Source organism: Mycobacterium sp. (assembly GCF_032159775.1).
Classification (GTDB): domain Bacteria; phylum Actinomycetota; class Actinomycetes; order Mycobacteriales; family Mycobacteriaceae; genus Mycobacterium.
On sequence record NZ_JAVHWK010000126.1, the window covers coordinates 1 to 14,765 of the forward strand.

Annotated in this window: 16 protein-coding genes and 1 tRNA gene; 6 read left to right on the plus strand and 11 right to left on the minus strand. The window is 67.1% G+C overall.

Annotated elements, in window-relative coordinates; genetic code table 11:
- Positions 1 to 501 precede the first annotated feature (501 nt).
- A complete protein-coding gene (locus QOJ24_RS15860; RefSeq protein ID WP_526262819.1) occupies positions 502 to 1,392 on the plus strand; it encodes a PAC2 family protein in 891 nt (296 codons plus the stop codon).
- Positions 1,393 to 1,475: 83 nt separating this feature from the next.
- Here QOJ24_RS15860 and QOJ24_RS15865 read toward each other — a convergent pair whose 3' ends face one another.
- Genes QOJ24_RS15865 through QOJ24_RS15880 form a run of 4 tightly spaced genes read right to left on the minus strand, consistent with a single transcriptional unit; the run spans position 1,476 to position 5,866 of the window.
- Positions 1,476 to 2,906: a DUF1254 domain-containing protein gene (locus tag QOJ24_RS15865; RefSeq protein ID WP_526262841.1), complete on the minus strand. Its 1,431-nt coding sequence runs from the start codon at positions 2,904 to 2,906 to the stop codon at positions 1,476 to 1,478.
- On the minus strand, positions 2,906 to 3,781 hold the full coding sequence (locus QOJ24_RS15870) for an SDR family NAD(P)-dependent oxidoreductase (RefSeq protein WP_526262821.1): 876 nt from the start codon (positions 3,779 to 3,781) through the stop codon (positions 2,906 to 2,908). Before QOJ24_RS15870 ends, QOJ24_RS15865 begins: the two co-directional genes overlap by 1 nt.
- 23 nt (positions 3,782 to 3,804) lie before the next feature.
- Positions 3,805 to 5,043: a cysteine--1-D-myo-inosityl 2-amino-2-deoxy-alpha-D-glucopyranoside ligase gene (gene mshC, locus QOJ24_RS15875; RefSeq protein ID WP_526262823.1), complete on the minus strand. Its 1,239-nt coding sequence runs from the start codon at positions 5,041 to 5,043 to the stop codon at positions 3,805 to 3,807.
- Positions 5,044 to 5,053: 10 nt separating this feature from the next.
- Positions 5,054 to 5,866, minus strand: coding sequence for a 3'(2'),5'-bisphosphate nucleotidase CysQ (locus tag QOJ24_RS15880; protein WP_526262825.1), 813 nt, complete (start codon positions 5,864 to 5,866; stop codon positions 5,054 to 5,056).
- 28 nt (positions 5,867 to 5,894) lie between these two features.
- Between QOJ24_RS15880 and QOJ24_RS15885 the strand changes: the two genes are divergently transcribed.
- Entirely contained in the window at positions 5,895 to 6,962 is a 1,068-nt protein-coding gene (locus QOJ24_RS15885) for a DUF4185 domain-containing protein (protein ID WP_526262827.1), read from the plus strand.
- Between the two features lies 1 nt (position 6,963).
- Here QOJ24_RS15885 and QOJ24_RS15890 read toward each other — a convergent pair whose 3' ends face one another.
- The 5 genes from QOJ24_RS15890 to QOJ24_RS15910 are packed head-to-tail and all read right to left on the minus strand — an operon-like array spanning position 6,964 to position 10,256.
- Entirely contained in the window at positions 6,964 to 7,779 is an 816-nt protein-coding gene (locus tag QOJ24_RS15890; RefSeq protein WP_526262829.1) for an Rv2133c family protein, read from the minus strand.
- Complete coding sequence (locus QOJ24_RS15895) at positions 7,763 to 8,344, minus strand: Rv2134c family protein (RefSeq protein ID WP_526262830.1); 582 nt, start codon at positions 8,342 to 8,344, stop codon at positions 7,763 to 7,765. Before QOJ24_RS15895 ends, QOJ24_RS15890 begins: the two co-directional genes overlap by 17 nt.
- A 21-nt stretch (positions 8,345 to 8,365) precedes the next feature.
- Positions 8,366 to 9,073, minus strand: a complete 708-nt coding sequence (locus QOJ24_RS15900) for a histidine phosphatase family protein (RefSeq protein ID WP_526262832.1) — start codon at positions 9,071 to 9,073, stop codon at positions 8,366 to 8,368.
- The gene (locus QOJ24_RS15905) at positions 9,070 to 9,900 is read right to left on the minus strand and encodes an undecaprenyl-diphosphate phosphatase (RefSeq protein WP_526262843.1); all 831 of its coding nucleotides are present in this window, start codon (positions 9,898 to 9,900) and stop codon (positions 9,070 to 9,072) included. The genes QOJ24_RS15900 and QOJ24_RS15905 overlap by 4 nt, the downstream gene beginning before the upstream one ends.
- 44 nt (positions 9,901 to 9,944) lie before the next feature.
- On the minus strand, positions 9,945 to 10,256 hold the full coding sequence (locus tag QOJ24_RS15910) for a hypothetical protein (RefSeq protein ID WP_526262834.1): 312 nt from the start codon (positions 10,254 to 10,256) through the stop codon (positions 9,945 to 9,947).
- An 81-nt stretch (positions 10,257 to 10,337) separates the two neighbouring features.
- On the opposite strand from QOJ24_RS15910, the gene QOJ24_RS15915 reads away from it, so the two are divergent.
- From QOJ24_RS15915 to QOJ24_RS15925, 3 genes are read left to right on the plus strand one after another with little or no spacing between them, the layout of a single operon-like run.
- Positions 10,338 to 11,372: a YncE family protein gene (locus QOJ24_RS15915; RefSeq protein WP_526262845.1), complete on the plus strand. Its 1,035-nt coding sequence runs from the start codon at positions 10,338 to 10,340 to the stop codon at positions 11,370 to 11,372.
- Positions 11,369 to 11,626, plus strand: coding sequence for a DUF5703 family protein (locus QOJ24_RS15920; RefSeq protein WP_526262836.1), 258 nt, complete (start codon positions 11,369 to 11,371; stop codon positions 11,624 to 11,626). The genes QOJ24_RS15915 and QOJ24_RS15920 overlap by 4 nt, the downstream gene beginning before the upstream one ends.
- A gap of 3 nt (positions 11,627 to 11,629) precedes the next feature.
- Positions 11,630 to 12,691, plus strand: a complete 1,062-nt coding sequence (locus QOJ24_RS15925) for a quinone-dependent dihydroorotate dehydrogenase (RefSeq protein WP_526262847.1) — start codon at positions 11,630 to 11,632, stop codon at positions 12,689 to 12,691.
- Here QOJ24_RS15925 and QOJ24_RS15930 read toward each other — a convergent pair whose 3' ends face one another.
- Positions 12,692 to 13,222, minus strand: coding sequence for a YbhB/YbcL family Raf kinase inhibitor-like protein (locus QOJ24_RS15930; RefSeq protein WP_526262838.1), 531 nt, complete (start codon positions 13,220 to 13,222; stop codon positions 12,692 to 12,694). It lies immediately after the preceding gene.
- A 23-nt stretch (positions 13,223 to 13,245) separates the two neighbouring features.
- Positions 13,246 to 14,586 carry a M20/M25/M40 family metallo-hydrolase gene (locus tag QOJ24_RS15935; protein WP_526262840.1) on the minus strand — a complete coding sequence of 447 codons (1,341 nt, stop codon included), beginning with the start codon at positions 14,584 to 14,586 and terminating at the stop codon, positions 13,246 to 13,248.
- Between the two features lie 88 nt (positions 14,587 to 14,674).
- On the opposite strand from QOJ24_RS15935, the gene QOJ24_RS15940 reads away from it, so the two are divergent.
- Positions 14,675 to 14,760: transfer RNA gene (locus QOJ24_RS15940), tRNA-Leu, on the plus strand.
- Positions 14,761 to 14,765 lie beyond the last annotated feature (5 nt).

The window sequence follows — 14,765 nt, forward strand, 5'->3', positions numbered from 1 at the left end:
CGTGCCCATCGCGCCGTCGATCACCATGATCCGCTGGCGCAGAGCAGCCGTCAGTTCATCGGTGCAGTCGGGGCGGATGTTCGGCTCCCCGATCTTCGGCTCAAGGGCGTTCACGTGCGTTCCTTCCATAACGGAAGGCGTCCTTTACTCCGTCGAGCGTGGCGGCTACCGCTAGCGACCCGGAACCGTTGCAACGCCTCTCGACAAGGAAAGTCTACGTCGTCACCCGATCGACGTCTGGACGCCCAGTTCATTGCACTCGAGCGACAGCTCGCGAACCTTATCGGCAGTGTCAGCCGCAATGTCGTGCCCCAGAGGTTAACCAGATTGCAGGCGAACGTATTTCGTATCGACCGCGCCCTCGAGGTTGTTGACGTCGTCGAGGCTCGCGTCGCACGGATGGCCGATCGCGCATGTCACATAAACAGGGTAATCGGTCTACCAAATCAGGCTCGTGTCCAGTAAGGCTCGCCAAGCCCGTTCAAGCCTTACGCTGGCGTAGTGACCCCGTCGGATGCGACCGGCCGCAAGCCCGCCGACCTGCCCGAACTCCGCAACACCATAGTGGTGGCGGCGTTCGAGGGCTGGAACGACGCCGGCGACGCGGCCAGCGACGCGCTGGAGCACCTCGACGCCATCTGGGAGGCCGAGCCGATCATCGAGATCGACGATGAGGCGTATTACGACTACCAGGTGAACCGGCCGGTGATTCGGCAGATCGACGGCGTGACCCGTGAGCTGGTGTGGCCGTCGATGCACATCTCGCATTGCCGTCCGCCAGGCTCGGAGCGGGACATCGTGTTGATGCACGGCGTCGAGCCGAATATGAGATGGCGCACATTTTGCGCCGAACTGCTGGCCATCACCGACAAGCTCAACGTCGACACCGTCGTCATCCTCGGCGCGCTGCTGGCGGACACGCCGCACACCCGACCGGTACCGGTGTCGGGCGCCGCGTACTCCCCCGACTCGGCGAAGTTCTTCGGGCTGGAGGAGACCCGCTACGAGGGCCCAACGGGGATCGCGGGCGTGTTCCAGGACGCCTGCGTCGCGGCGGGCATTCCCGCGGTGACGTTCTGGGCCGCGGTACCGCATTACGTCTCCCAGCCACCCAACCCGAAGGCGACCGTCGCGCTGCTGCGCCGCGTCGAGGACGTCCTCGACATCGAGGTGCCGCTGGCCGATCTCCCTACCCAGGCCGAGGAGTGGGAGGAGGCGGTCAGCGAGATGACCGCCGATGACGAGGAGATCGCCGAGTACGTCGCGTCCCTCGAGCAGCGCGGCGACGCCGAGGTGGATATGACAGAGGTGCTCGGCAAGATCGACGGCGACGCGCTGGCCGCCGAGTTCGAGCGCTATCTACGCCGCCGCGGCCCGGGCTTCCGCGGGTAGCGGAAGTACAGGCACGGCCGCGGGTAGCGGAAGAACAGGCACGGCCGCGGATAGCGGAAGAACAGGCACGGCAGAGGCTAGAGCTAGGCCTTCTCGGGCTTCGGGGCCGTCCAGGTGCCGTTGAGCGCGTCGGGTTTGGGCCAATACAGCCGCAGCACGACCACGAACGGTCCCTTCGGCGCGGGCAGCCAGTTGGACTCCTTGTCCGCGCCCGGCGACTCGCTTTGCAGGTAGAAGGTGTAACCGCCGTCCTTGTCGGGCACCAGGCTGGTCAGCATCGGCGAGTTGATCAGGTAGCGGTTGATCGGGTTCGCCACGAGCAGGCTCTGCGGCAGCTCGTACATCGTCAGCGACCAGAACGCGTTCACCGGCGGAAGCTGATCCTTGGCGAACCGGTACACATAATTGTTCGCGCCGGTGAGCGGGGCGCCCGTGGAGTCGTTGAACGACGCGGGGTAGATCGCTTCGGCGGCGGTGTTGCCGTAGATGCCGAGCACCGAGCCCGCCATCCGGTACAGGTAGTTGCCCTTCAGATCTCCCGCCGTCCCGAAGAAGTACGCTGAGCTGACCTGGTCGGTGTCGACCTTCTCCTTCTTGAAGGTGTCGAACTCCGCCCACGCGTCGGCCATGCCGTCCTCGACGGCCTTGCGCATCTCGGGGCTGAGCCTGTCTGCGTCGAAATCTCCGTCGGGACCGATGCCGATGGACGAGAAGCGTTCGCGCATCTTCTTTTCGTCGGGCAGTACCGGGGCGAAACGCATTGCGAAGCCGAGGATTTCGAAGAACTGGGGTGAAGTCTTCTGCTGGTCGGGCGTCAGCGGCGGAACGAAGTCGATCGCCGGCGCGGGCGCTGGCGGCGGCTGGTTGAGAAAGGCCGACAGCGGCGTGACCTGGTAGCCGGCCTGCACTTCCTTCACCTTGTCGATGTCGGAAGGACCGAGCAACTGCGTGCGGTACAGCACGAACGCCAGGTCCGTGTCGGAGCGTATGACCTCGTTGACGCCCTCGGGCTTGTCACCCTTCCAGTTCGGACCGGCGAGCAGATACTTGCCGCCGCCGTTGCCGGTGGTGCGGCTGCCGACGTAATGGAAGTTGTAGGTGTAGCCGTCGACGAACTGAAGCGAGTAGTAGCGGTCCTGTTCGATGGGCGGCACCGTCAACACCAGCGGCTCCGTCCGCAGGTCGGCGCCGACAGCCGAATACGGTGTGTCCGAGTTGGGTGTCTGGATCGCCTTGTCCTCGGGTGTGTACACCCGTGCGGTGTTGTGGATTTCGTTCCAGCCGCCCTTGTACTCGGGATCCTGGTTGTTGACGAAATACGCGTACTGCACCCGGTAGTTGTCGACCATCGGGAAGCCCCAGATGTAGGCCTCCTTCGCGATCGCGCGCGCCTGATCAGGGCTGACCGCAGATGAAGAAGGCGACGGCGCGGACGTCGTCGCCTCCTCGCCCTCCTTGGCGGTGCACCCGGCAAGAAGCACGAGCGCACCCAGCACCGCGAGCACGCGGATCATCACTTCTCCACTTCCTTGGTGCGGGCACTCATCGACCGGCCGAGTGCCTCGACCTCGGCGTCCATCTGCGGCAACAGTTCTGGAACGGATTTCCGGGTGGTGGCCTCACCGAGCCGGGTGGTCAGCAGCGGTTTGAGCCAGCGCATGACCGCAACGTAGTCAGGACAGTAGACGTAGCGTTTGCGCCTCTCGATGCCCTTGACGAACGCCCTCCCGCAGGCCTCGACCGAGGTGGTCTTGCCGAGCGGGCCCGGCAGCGAGTCGAGCATCTTGCGGAAACTCGGCAGGTCCGACTTGGCGTCCTGCACCAGCGGCGTGTCGATCCAGAGCATGTGCGCTGACCCGACATCGACGCCGAGATGAGCGACCTCGAGGCGCAACGCGCTTGCGAACTGTTCGACTCCCGCCTTCGCGGCGTTATACGGCGCCAAACCCGGCGACGCGGCGAATGCCGCCGCAGACGACACGATCAGCACATAGCCTCGCCGGTCGATCACCGAAGGCAGTGCGGCGCGAACCGTGTTGAAGACGCCCACAATGTTGACGTCGACCAGAGTGCGAAAAGCTTCCGGGTCGACCTTGAGAATCGAACCGTACGTGGAGATCCCGGCATTGGCCATCACGACGTCGATGCCGCCGAATCGGTCCACCGCTTGGGATGCCACATCCTGCATGGCCGCGAGGTCGCGGACGTCGGCGACAGCGGTCAGCACCCGGTCCTCACGCAACTCGGTGCCGATCTCCCGCAGTGCGGCCTCGTCGACATCGGTGAGCACCAACTCGGCGCCGTTGGCATGCAGGCGGCGCGCCACTTCGGCGCCGACACCACGACCGCCCCCGGTGATCAAGACGACCTTGCCGTTCACGGAACTCATGCGTACTCCCTCTCGTGGGTCTGTTAAAGCTCGACGCCCAACAATGCGTCGATCGCGGTCGCCACCGTTTGCGGTGCCTCGCTGTCGTGCCCGCCGTAGTTGAGCGCATCAGTAGCCCAACCATCAAGCGCGGCAAGAGCTTTCGGTGTGTCGAGGTCGTCGGCCAAATACCCGCGCACTCGGGCCACCACATCGGCTGCATCGGGCCCGACCGCCAATGTCGTCGCGTCTCGCCAGCGCTGCAGCCGGAGCGCCGCATCGGCCAGCACCGAATCACTCCACGACCGGTCAGCGCGGTAATGACCGGCGAGCAGCCCGAGCCGAATCGCCGCCGGTTCGACTCCGTCGGCGCGCAACCGGGAGACCAGGACCAGATTGCCCCGGCTCTTGCTCATCTTGTGCCCGTCCCAGCCGATCATTCCCGCGTGCACGTACAGCCGGGCGAATCGCCGCTCCCCCGTGACAGATTCGGCATGGGCGGCGGAGAATTCGTGGTGCGGGAAGATCAGGTCGCTGCCGCCGCCCTGAATGTCCAAGCCGGTGCCGATCCGGTCGAGGGCGATCGCCGCGCACTCCACATGCCAGCCGGGCCTGCCGGGACCGAACGGCGACGGCCAACTCGGTTCACCCAGCCGCTCCGCGCGCCACAACAACGCGTCGAGGGCGTCGCCCTTGCCCGCGCGGTCGGGGTCACCACCGCGCTCCCCGAACAACCGCAGCATGGTGTCGCGGTCGTATCCGGACTCGTAGCCGAACTGCGCGGTGGCGTCGGCGCGGAAATAGACGTCGGGATGTTCGGCGTCGTCGACGACGTAGGCCGCACCCGAGGCGAGCATTTTCTCGACCAGCGTGACGACTTCGCCGATGGCCTCCGTCGCGGCGACGTAGGCATGCGGCGGAAGGACCCGCAACGCCCTCATGTCCTCGGCGAACAGCGCGGTCTCCCGGTCGGCGAGCTCCCGCCAGTCGATGCCGTCGCGATTGGCCCGCTCGAACAGCGGGTCGTCGACGTCGGTGATGTTCTGCACGTAGTTCACCCGGTGGCCGGAGTCGAGCCACAACCGGTGCACGAGATCGAACGTCAGGTAGGTGGCGGCGTGGCCGAGGTGGGTGGCGTCATACGGGGTGATGCCGCACACGTACATGCTGGCGTCCTGGCCCGCCGACACCGGCCGCACCTGCCGGTCGGCGGTGTCGAACAGCCGCAGCGCGGGACCACGGCCGGGCAGGGCCGGGACGCTTGGTGCCTGCCACGACTGCATGACTTCGACTCTAGGGGGTTCGCCGCGGACCGCCTCGGACGACCGACCGGATCCCGGTCAGCAGCACCTCGGCGAACTCTTGACGGCACATCAACAGGTCGGGGAGATACGGATCGCGCCGGTTGTACATCAGGGGCGAGCCGTCCAACCTCGACGCGTGCAGACCGGCCGCCCGAACCACGCCCGCGGGCGCGGCGGAATCCCACTCCCACTGGCCTCCCGCGTGCACATAGGCGTCGACCTCGCCGCTCACCACGGCCATCGCCTTGGCGCCCGCCGACCCGATTCGGACCAGCTCCACGTCCATCTGGTCGGCCAACCGCCACAGCACCGCCGGCGGGCGGCTCGCGCTGGCGGTGATCCTGATCGGTCCTTGGCTGCGGGGCGCGGGCGGGGTGACGGTGTCGGTGCGGTAGACCTCGCCGAACGCAGGCAGCGCCACCGCGGCATCGGTGATTCCGCCGCCCGGTCCGTGGCCCGATGTCGCCGGCAGCCCGGCTCCGCCGCCTCGCTGCCAGAGCGCGATGTGCACGGCCCAGTCGTTGCGCCGGGTGGAGAACTCCCAGGTCCCGTCGAGCGGGTCGACGATCCACACCCGGTCGGCATCGACCCGGGACAGGTCGTCGACGGCCTCTTCCGACAGCACCGCGTCGGCGGGCCGCTCGCGCGCCAGGCCGTCGAGGATCAGCGTGTTCGCCCGCTTGTCCCCGGCGTCGCCGAGGTCATACGGATCCCAGAAACCCTCCTCCTGCCACACCTGCAGTAGCAGTTCACCGGCGGCGCGGGCCAGGTCTGCGGCCAGCGCTGCGTCGGTGAGGGTCACAGGAGCAGTATTGCCGAATAATGAGGTGGTGACCGATCGGGGCTTGGCGACCGCGCAGGTCGCGCCGCCGACGGTCAAGATCGCCGACCTCACCGGCCCCGGCAGTTCCGCGGAGAAGTTCGGCGTCGGGGGCACCGATCTGGGCATCGCGGTCGCTCTCGCCGACGGCCGCGTCGGGTTCATCTTCGGCGACACGTTCGACGAGTGCCGCGCGGGCGGTCCCGGCTGGCGTAGCCCGGTGATGCTGCGCTCCGGCGACACGTCGCTGCGCAGCCTGAACGACGGAATCACCTTCGACGATGCGGTCGGCGGGGACTACGCCCGCCAGCTGTGGGACTACGAGCACGACGGTCCCCCCTGGAAAGGCAGCGGGTACTCGACGGTGCTGCCCGCCGACGCCATCACGATCGGCGGCAGGCTCTACCTGTTCGCCATGGTCAACCGCGGACTGCACAACGTGTTGTGGACCGAGATCAACTACAGCGACGACTGCGGCGAAACCTGGCATGACGCAGGGCCGGACGCCCGACGGCTCGGGTCCCACATCGACGGTCGTCAGCAGCTGATCACCTGGGAGCACGACCCTGATTCCGGCTCGGTCTATGTGATCGCGAGCGCCTTCAACCGCCGCGAGAATGCCTACCTCTACCGGGTGCGCGCCGATGATCTGCTGGACCGCTCCGCGTGGCATCCGTGGACAGGCGGTTGGTTCAACAACGACCCGAAGCCGTTGCTGCCCGAAGGCACCACGGTCGGGGAGATGAGCCTTCGCCGCGTCGAGAACCGTTGGGTGTTCAGCTATTTCGAGTCGAGCTCAGGCACTATCCGGGTCAAGGTGCTCAACCATCCGACCGAAGACTTCCTTGCCGCTCCCACCACGACGGTGCTGCGAAACACGTCGTGGCCGTCGCCGCGGTGCAGTCCCCCCGACGGGTGCGCCACCGGCGGGCTCAGCCAGCTGTACGGCGGCTACATCGTGCCGGGCTCGACACTGCGCAACCTACATCTGGTTGTCAGCCACTGGAATACCACCGACGACTCCAACTGGCCTTACCGCGCGATGCAGTACCGGCACAACGCATCCACGCACCTGTAGATCAGAACGCCGGCCACGGGATCGGGCGATGCCGGTCCGGCGACGGCATCACCGGATTGTTCAGCAGGCCAACCGCTCTGCGACGCAACGCGTCGACCTCGCGACCGGTGATGTGCTCGCGCAACTGCTCGCCGAGCGTTCCGCGCAATTCGTCGCGCAGTCGGCCAACCGTCTCCAGCGTCTCGTCGTCGACAGGCTTGCCCGCCCATCCCCACAGCACGGTGCGCAGCTTGTCCTCGACATGCAGGCTCACACCGTGATCGACGCCGTACACCTGTCCGTCGACAGCGGACAGAATGTGCCCGCCCTTGCGGTCGGCGTTGTTGATCAACACGTCGAACACGGCCATCCGGCGCAACCGTACGTCGTCGGCGTGCACCAGTATCACCTCGTCGCCCGCGTAGTCGTAGGCGCGAAGCACCGGCAGAAATCCCGGCGGAAGCTTGCCCGCTGGAAGCAGATCCACCAGGTCGGGCCCTGCAACCGGGCTCTGGCCGACCTCGTCGCCGGGTTGGTCCACCCACAGTTGCAACATTCCCTCGCCCGCAGGCCCGTCGCGAATGATGGTGTAGGGCACGACATCCCAGCCCGTTGCAGCAGATACCAGGTATGCGCCGAGCTCACGGCCGGCCAGCGTGCCTTCGGGAAAGTCCCACAGTGGGGCCTCACCGGCGACCGGCTTGTACACGCAGTGCACCGTCAGGTCGTCGAGGTGCGCCTCGCAGAGAAAGGTGGCGTTGCTTGCGGATCGGATTCGTCCGATGACGGTCAGTTCGCCGCGACGCAACGCCTCGCCTTCGCTAGGCGTCGGGTTCATCGTCGGGCTCGAGCAGGCTCCGCCGATAGCCGTTGGTGCGCACGCAGATGTGGCCCTCCGGGTCGAGGGGCTCGTCGCAGAGCGGACAGGGCGGCCGGCCGGCCGAGATGACCCGGTTGGACCGCGTCGCGAACTGACGGGCGGACTCGGGGGTGAGGAACACGCGCACGGCGTCGGGCCCGTCCTCGGCGTCGTCGAGCACGACCGAGGCGTCGAACTCGGTTTCGGAGACCGCAAGCAGCTCCACCACCACCGTCTCCGCCTCTGAATCCCAGCCGAGGCCCATCGTGCCGACCCGGAATTCGGCGTCGACGGGTGTGACCAGCGGGCTGAGGTCCTCCACATCGGTCTCGGGAGGGACCGGGGTGCCGAACCGCCGATTGATCTCGAGCAGGAGCGCCGCGATCCGCTCAGCCAGCACCGCGACCTGCTGCTTTTCCAAGATCACCGAGACGACCCGCTTGTCATGCACCGCTTGCAGGTAGAAGGTTCGGTTGCCGGGCTGCCCGACGGTCCCGGCCACGAAACGGTCGGGTGTGCGGAAGACGTGGATTGCGCGGGCCATGGCCCCTCCAAAATACCGCGCTCAGTCGGTCGAGCCGCCGACCACCGCGTCGCTCGGCCCCACGTCCTTCGCCTCGCCTTCGGAGGTTTCGGGCGGTTTGGCGGTCAAACCCGAAGCCAGTTGGTCGCCGGTGTGGTTCACGTGAACCACGAAGGGACGCAGCGTTGTGTACCGGATCACACTCATCGACGCGGTGTCGGCGGTGATCCGCTGGAAACTGTCGAGGTGGGTGCCGAGGGCGTCGGCCACGATCGCCTTGATCACGTCGCCGTGCGTGCACGCGACCCACAGCGCATCGCCGCCGTGTTCTTCGGCGAGCCGACGGTCGTGCTCCCGGACCGCCTCCACCGCGCGGGCCTGCACGTGTGCCAGGCCTTCGCCGCCGGGGAAAACCGCGGCGCTCGGCTGCTGCTGCACCACCGCCCACAGCGGCTCTTTGACCAGGTCGCCGATTTTGCGGCCGGTCCACTCGCCGTAGTCCACCTCGGACAGGCGTTCTTCCACGATGGGCTCGAGGCCGAGGGCGGCGGCAAGCGGTTCGACGGTGCTCTGGCACCGCAGCAGTGGCGAACGTACGACGGCGCGGATCGGTAGCGACCCGATCCGGCCCACTAGCGCCGCTGCCTGCTCCCGACCCTTGTCGTCCAGGTCGACGCCGTCGCTGCGCCCTGCGAGCGTCTGCGCGGTGTTCGAGGTCGAGCGGCCGTGCCGCAGCAGGATGACTGTCATGTCGCGGACACCACTCCCGTGCCGAGCAGGATCAGCACCACCGTGCCGAGAACGACGCGATAGCCGACGAACCAGTACATGCTGTGCCGCACCAGGAACCTCAGGAACCAGGACACCGCCGCGAAGCCGACGACGAATGCGATGACGGTGGCCACCAGCAGTTGCGGGCCACTGGCGCTCATCCCGTCACCCACGGGATGAAACGCGTCGGGCAGCGAGAACAACCCCGAGGCGAACACCGCGGGGATGGCAAGAAGGAAGCCGAACCGGGCGGCCAGCTCGCGTGTCTGCCCGAGGAAAAGGCCTGCGCTGATCGTCGCGCCGGACCGAGACACGCCCGGCACCAGCGCAAGGCACTGGGCGAGGCCGACGGTCACGCTGTCACGCCAGGTGAGCTGCTCGACGTCGCGGGTCTGCCGACCGAAGTGCTCGGCGGCCGCGATCACCGCCGAGAAGACCACGAGTGCGGACGCGATCAGCCAGAGATTCCTTGCGCCCGTGCGGATTTCGTCCTTGAAGAGCAAGCCCAACAAGCCGATCGGGATGGTGCCGATGATGACGTACCAGCCGAGGCGGTAGTCGGCGTTGCGGGCGGCGGTGTTGAAAAGGCCGCTGCACCAGGCCTTGACGATGCGGACGATGTCGCGGGCGAAATACACCAGCACCGCGAATTCGGTGCCCAGTTGCGTTACCGCAGTGAACGATGCGCCCGCGTCATCGGCGAAGAACACCCTCGATGCGATCGCCAGATGCCCCGACGACGACACCGGCAGGAACTCGGTCAGCCCCTGCAGGACCGAAAGGACGACAACTTGCAGCCACGACATCGCCGGCGCCTCGATCACGACGACGACCGTACCGTGAGGATTCGTCAGCGCGCTGTGCGCGGCACCGGTTGTGCGTCGGCCACCGCGTCCCGCACCGCCGCGACGAGGCTGCGTTCGTCGAAAAGGTCGATGTCGCCTGCCTTGCGCGTTGCGGTGGCCACCACGTCCTCGGCCTGCGGAACCGGTCCCGCGAGCCGGGGTCGGTAGATCTCGACGATCAGCTGATGATGCTCGACGTGGAAGGAGAAACTGCGGCCGTCGCCCAACTGGCCGAAGCCGCTGGCGTACAGCCCAGTGGAAATTTCTTCGAGGGCGAACCCTTTGTCGGCCGAATCACGGCTCGGCGCGAGGCTCATGACTGAAGCCTACTCCGCAGGGTGGCATGCCTACACTTGCTGTTCGATCGCCGTCCACTTCGCACGCCGGAAAGCTACCCGTTGCTAACCCGTATCAAACATGCAGGTCAAGCGGCATGTTGTGGTGTGCTCGTGGTGATCGGGTGTGCTGTGACGTCGTGCACATCGAAAGCCGCCGACGCACCGCCGCCGACAATCGCACCCGCGGAGGCCGCGGTCTCGCCGCCGCTGAACAAGCCGCCCGCGGGCGTTGTGCGCCCGATCGCGGGTCATCCGAAGTCCGTGCTGTTCGACGCCACGACGGGGTCGTTGGTGGCGCTGGGGCCCGACGAGACCGATCGCGCCGTGGTCACCGTGCTGCCGGCGAAAGGGCTCGGCCGCGACGTGCCCCTTCCCGCGGCGGCGACCGCGATGACCGGCGACGACCGTGGGCACGTCTACGCGTCGACGCACGGTGGGTACTTCGTGGTCGATATCGCTGCGGGCCGGGTCAACCGGGTGCCCGTCGACGGCCACGAGGGCACCGAGTTCACCGCGATCGCCCGGCGTGCCGACGGCAGGCTGGTTCTCGGCAGCGCGGACGGGGCGGTCTACACGTTGACCTCCGACACCACCGTCGGTGCCGAGCTGAAAATCTTTGCTCGCGTCGATGCTGTTGTCACACAGGGCAATACGGCCGTGGTACTCGATCGGGGCCAGACCTCGGTAACGACTGTAGACGCCAGTGGGAGCAAGGCCGAGCACGCGCTGCGCGCCGGTGAAGGGGCCACCACACTGGCCGTCGACCCGGCGGGCCGGGTGTTGGTCGCCGACACCCGCGGAAACGCCCTTCTGGTATTCGGCGCCGACCCACTGATGCTGCGTCAGCGCTACCCGGTTCGGGACGCACCGTACGGCCTCGTCGGGTCGGCGCGGCTGACCTGGGTGTCACAGACATCGACGAATATGGTCATTGGTTACGATCTGGCCACCGGAATACCTGTCGAGAAGGTGCGTTATTCAACCGTGCAGCAGCCGAACTCCCTGGCCTTCGACGAGGCGTCTGGCACCCTGTATGTGGTGTCGGGTACCGGAGCCGGGGTTCAGGTGATCGCCAACGCCGGAGGCGTGCCGTGACGGCGGTTCAGCGCGGCCTGATGCCACCGGGCTGGGATGCCGATCTGTCTGACGAGTACGAGTGGGTGCCTCTGCGGCTGCCGCCCGACTTGACCCGCATCAGCGCCTCCACGAGATTGTCGATCGAAGCGGAGTACCGCGGCTGGGAGCTGACCCGCGTCCGGCTGTACACCGACGGCAGTCGCCGAGTGTTGTTGCGTCGCAAGAAGTCCGCCGCCAACAGCCTGGACGTCGCCGACCAGCCGGCGATGTAGATGATGTATGGCGCCGTCCGGCGGGCGTTCTTTTTGATCCCCGCGGAGCGTATTCACTCCTGGGTTTTCACCGCGCTGCGCACCGGCACGGCCCCGACACCGGCCCGTCGCGCCATGGCGAAACGGTTGGCGCCGCGCGATCCCGTGCTGGAGAGCACCGTGTTGGGCGTTCGATTTCCCGGGCCGATGGGGCTGGCGGCAGGCTTCGACAAGAACGGCGTCGGGTTGACCGCCTGGGGCGCGCTGGGGTTCGGGTACGCCGAGGTCGGCACCGTCACCGCGCAGGCCCAGCCTGGCAATCCCCCACCCCGGATGTTCCGGCTGCCGCAGGACCGGGCGCTGCTCAACCGGCTGGGTTTCAACAACAGCGGCGCCGCCGAGCTCGCACTACGGCTGGCGCGGCACACGCCGGATGTGCCGATCGGGGTCAACATCGGCAAGACCAAGGCCGTTCCCGCCGAGCGTGCCGTCGACGACTACCGGCAGAGTGCTCGGCTTGTCGGCCCGCTGGCGGCCTATCTGGTGGTCAACGTGAGCTCACCCAATACGCCCGGTCTGCGTGGCCTGCAGGCCGTCGAGGCGCTGCGGCCGATTCTGGCCGCGGTGCGAGAAGAGACAAGCACACCGGTCCTCGTCAAGATCGCGCCGGATCTTTCCGACTCTGATGTCGACGAGATCGCTGATCTCGCAGTCGAATTGGGGCTGGCAGGGATCGTCGCCACCAACACGACTGTTTCGCGTGCCGGTCTTGCCACCCCCGGGGTCGACGAGCTCGGTGCCGGTGGAATCTCCGGGCCACCGGTCGCACGGCGGTCTGCGGAGATTCTGCGGCGGCTCTACCGGCGGGTGGGCGACCGGCTGGTATTGATCAGTGTCGGCGGTATCGAGACCGCCGATGACGCCTGGGACCGCATCACCTCTGGAGCGTCGCTGTTGCAGGGCTACACCGGCTTCATCTACGGCGGGGGCTTGTGGGCCAAGCACATTCACGACGGCGTCGCCCGCCGCTTACACGACGGCGGGTTCGCGTCGCTGGCAGAGGCCGTCGGCTCAGCGGTGCACTAGCTAGTTCTGCTCATAGGTGCCGTGGATGATCGCCCTGGCGATCGCCTGCTGGAACAGGTTGAAACCCAGAAAGGCCGGGGTCGCCCCATCGGGCAGATCAAGCTTCTCGGTGCCGACGGCATGTACCACGACGTAGTAGCGGTGCACTCCGTGTCCCGGCGGCGGCGCGGCGCCGATGAAGCGCCTCTGGCCGGCGTCGTTGGTCAAAGTTACTGCACCACCGGGCAATTCACTGCCATCGCCCGCGCCTGCAGGCAGGCCGGTGACCGACGCGGGCAGGTTGGCGACGGCCCAGTGCCAGAAGCCCGATCCCGTCGGCGCGTCGGGGTCGTACACGGTCACGGCGAAGCTCTGGGTCTCCTCGGGGAACCCCGACCAGCTCAGCTGCGGAGAGACATCCTCACCGCCGGCGCCCATGATGCCGCTGACCTGGTCGTTAGACCATGCTTCGCCATCGGTGAACGACTCGGACGTCAGCGTGAACGAGGGAAGCTCCGGCAGGTGGTCGTAGGTGTTGTACGGAAATGCCATCGGTCGTCCTTTCGATTCGGTGATCAGCAGTGCAGCAGGAACTGCTCGAGAACCTGCGCACCGAACGTCAGTGCATCGACGGGTACCCGCTCATCGACACCGTGGAACAGCGCGGCGAAATCCAGGTCGGGCGGCAGCTTCAGCGGCGCGAAACCGAAGCAGCGAATTCCCAGCGTGGCGAAGTGTTTTGCGTCGGTGCCCCCCGACAGCATGTACGGCACCGTGCGGGCGTCGGGATCGGCGGCCAGCAGCGCGTTGTTCATCGCGTCGATCAGTTCGCCGTCGAAGCTGGTCTCATACGGCGGCAGTTCGGTGATCCATTCGCGGGTCACGTCGGGGCCGATGATCTCGTCGACCTCCCGCAGGAAGGCCTCCAGCCGGCCGGGCAGGACGCGGCAGTCGATCACGGCCTCCGCCGTGGCAGGGATCACGTTGGCTTTGTAGCCGGCCTTCAGCATCGTGGGGTTGGCCGTGTCGCGCAGTGTCGCGCCGACGATCCTGGCGATCGGACCCAGCTTGGCGATCGCGCCCTCGAGATCGGGCGACTCCACATCGAAGGTGTAACCCGTCTCCTCCGCGACGGCCGTCAGGAACTGCTCGACGGAGTCGGTCAGAAACACCGGGAACTGATGGCGCCCCAGCTTCGCTGTCGCCTCGGCGACGGCGGTGACGGCGTTGTTGTCGTGGATCATTGAGCCGTGGCCGGCCCGCCCGCGAGCGCTCAACCGCATCCACATCATGGCCTTCTCGGCCGTTTCGATCAGATAGAGCCTGCGCTCTCCGCCCTCGCGCCGAGGGATCGTCAGCGAGAACCCGCCGACCTCGCCGACCGCCTCGGTCACGCCCTCGAACAGGTCGGGCCGGTTCTCGACGAGCCATTTGCAGCCGTAGTTTCCGCCCGCCTCCTCGTCGGACACGAACGCGAACACCAGGTCGCGCGGCGGCACGGTGCCGGAACGCTTGAAGGCGCGGGCGACCGCGATCAGCATGCCGACCATGTCCTTCATGTCGACCGCACCGCGACCCCACACGTATCCGTCTTCCAGCGCACCGGAGAACGGGTGCACGCTCCAGTCCGACGCCTCGGCGGGCACCACGTCGAGGTGGCCGTGCAGCATCAGGGCGCCACGCGAGCTGTCGGCGCCCTTCAGCCGGGTGAATACATTGCCCCGACCGGGAGCTCCCGCCTCGATGTACTCGGTTTCGTAGCCGACCTCTTCCAGTTGCTCGGCGACCCACCGGGCGCATTCGGCCTCGCCCTTTGTGGTGGCGAGCTCCCCGGTGTTGGAGGTGTCGAACCGGATCAGCGCGCGGACGAGGTCGACCACCTCGTCGACGGCGTTGAGAGGTTGGCTCACAGTCACCTTGTCTACCACCTGCACCGCTGTCGGGTTTGAGGCTGGGCAGCTCGATCCGATAGCCTTAGCTGCTCCCGGCTGGTCTGGGGGCCAGGTCCGAGTGGCGGAATGGCAGACGCGCTAGCTTGAGGTGCTAGTGCCCTATTAACGGGCGTGGGGGTTCAAGTCCCCCCTCGGACACCGAT

What these genes read in the sequence shown, in the direction of transcription:
- QOJ24_RS15865 (WP_526262841.1), bottom strand. Translation starts at nt 2,906, where the DNA reads ATGATCCGCGTGCTCGCGGTGCTGGGTGCGCTCGTGCTTCTTGCCGGG.
- QOJ24_RS15870 (WP_526262821.1), bottom strand. Translation starts at nt 3,781, where the DNA reads ATGAGTTCCGTGAACGGCAAGGTCGTCTTGATCACCGGGGGCGGTCGT.
- mshC (WP_526262823.1), bottom strand. Translation starts at nt 5,043, where the DNA reads ATGCAGTCGTGGCAGGCACCAAGCGTCCCGGCCCTGCCCGGCCGTGGT.
- QOJ24_RS15890 (WP_526262829.1), bottom strand. Translation starts at nt 7,779, where the DNA reads ATGAACCCGACGCCTAGCGAAGGCGAGGCGTTGCGTCGCGGCGAACTG.
- QOJ24_RS15895 (WP_526262830.1), bottom strand. Translation starts at nt 8,344, where the DNA reads ATGGCCCGCGCAATCCACGTCTTCCGCACACCCGACCGTTTCGTGGCC.
- QOJ24_RS15900 (WP_526262832.1), bottom strand. Translation starts at nt 9,073, where the DNA reads ATGACAGTCATCCTGCTGCGGCACGGCCGCTCGACCTCGAACACCGCG.
- QOJ24_RS15905 (WP_526262843.1), bottom strand. Translation starts at nt 9,900, where the DNA reads ATGTCGTGGCTGCAAGTTGTCGTCCTTTCGGTCCTGCAGGGGCTGACC.
- QOJ24_RS15910 (WP_526262834.1), bottom strand. Translation starts at nt 10,256, where the DNA reads ATGAGCCTCGCGCCGAGCCGTGATTCGGCCGACAAAGGGTTCGCCCTC.
- QOJ24_RS15925 (WP_526262847.1), top strand. Translation starts at nt 11,630, where the DNA reads ATGTATGGCGCCGTCCGGCGGGCGTTCTTTTTGATCCCCGCGGAGCGT.
- QOJ24_RS15930 (WP_526262838.1), bottom strand. Translation starts at nt 13,222, where the DNA reads ATGGCATTTCCGTACAACACCTACGACCACCTGCCGGAGCTTCCCTCG.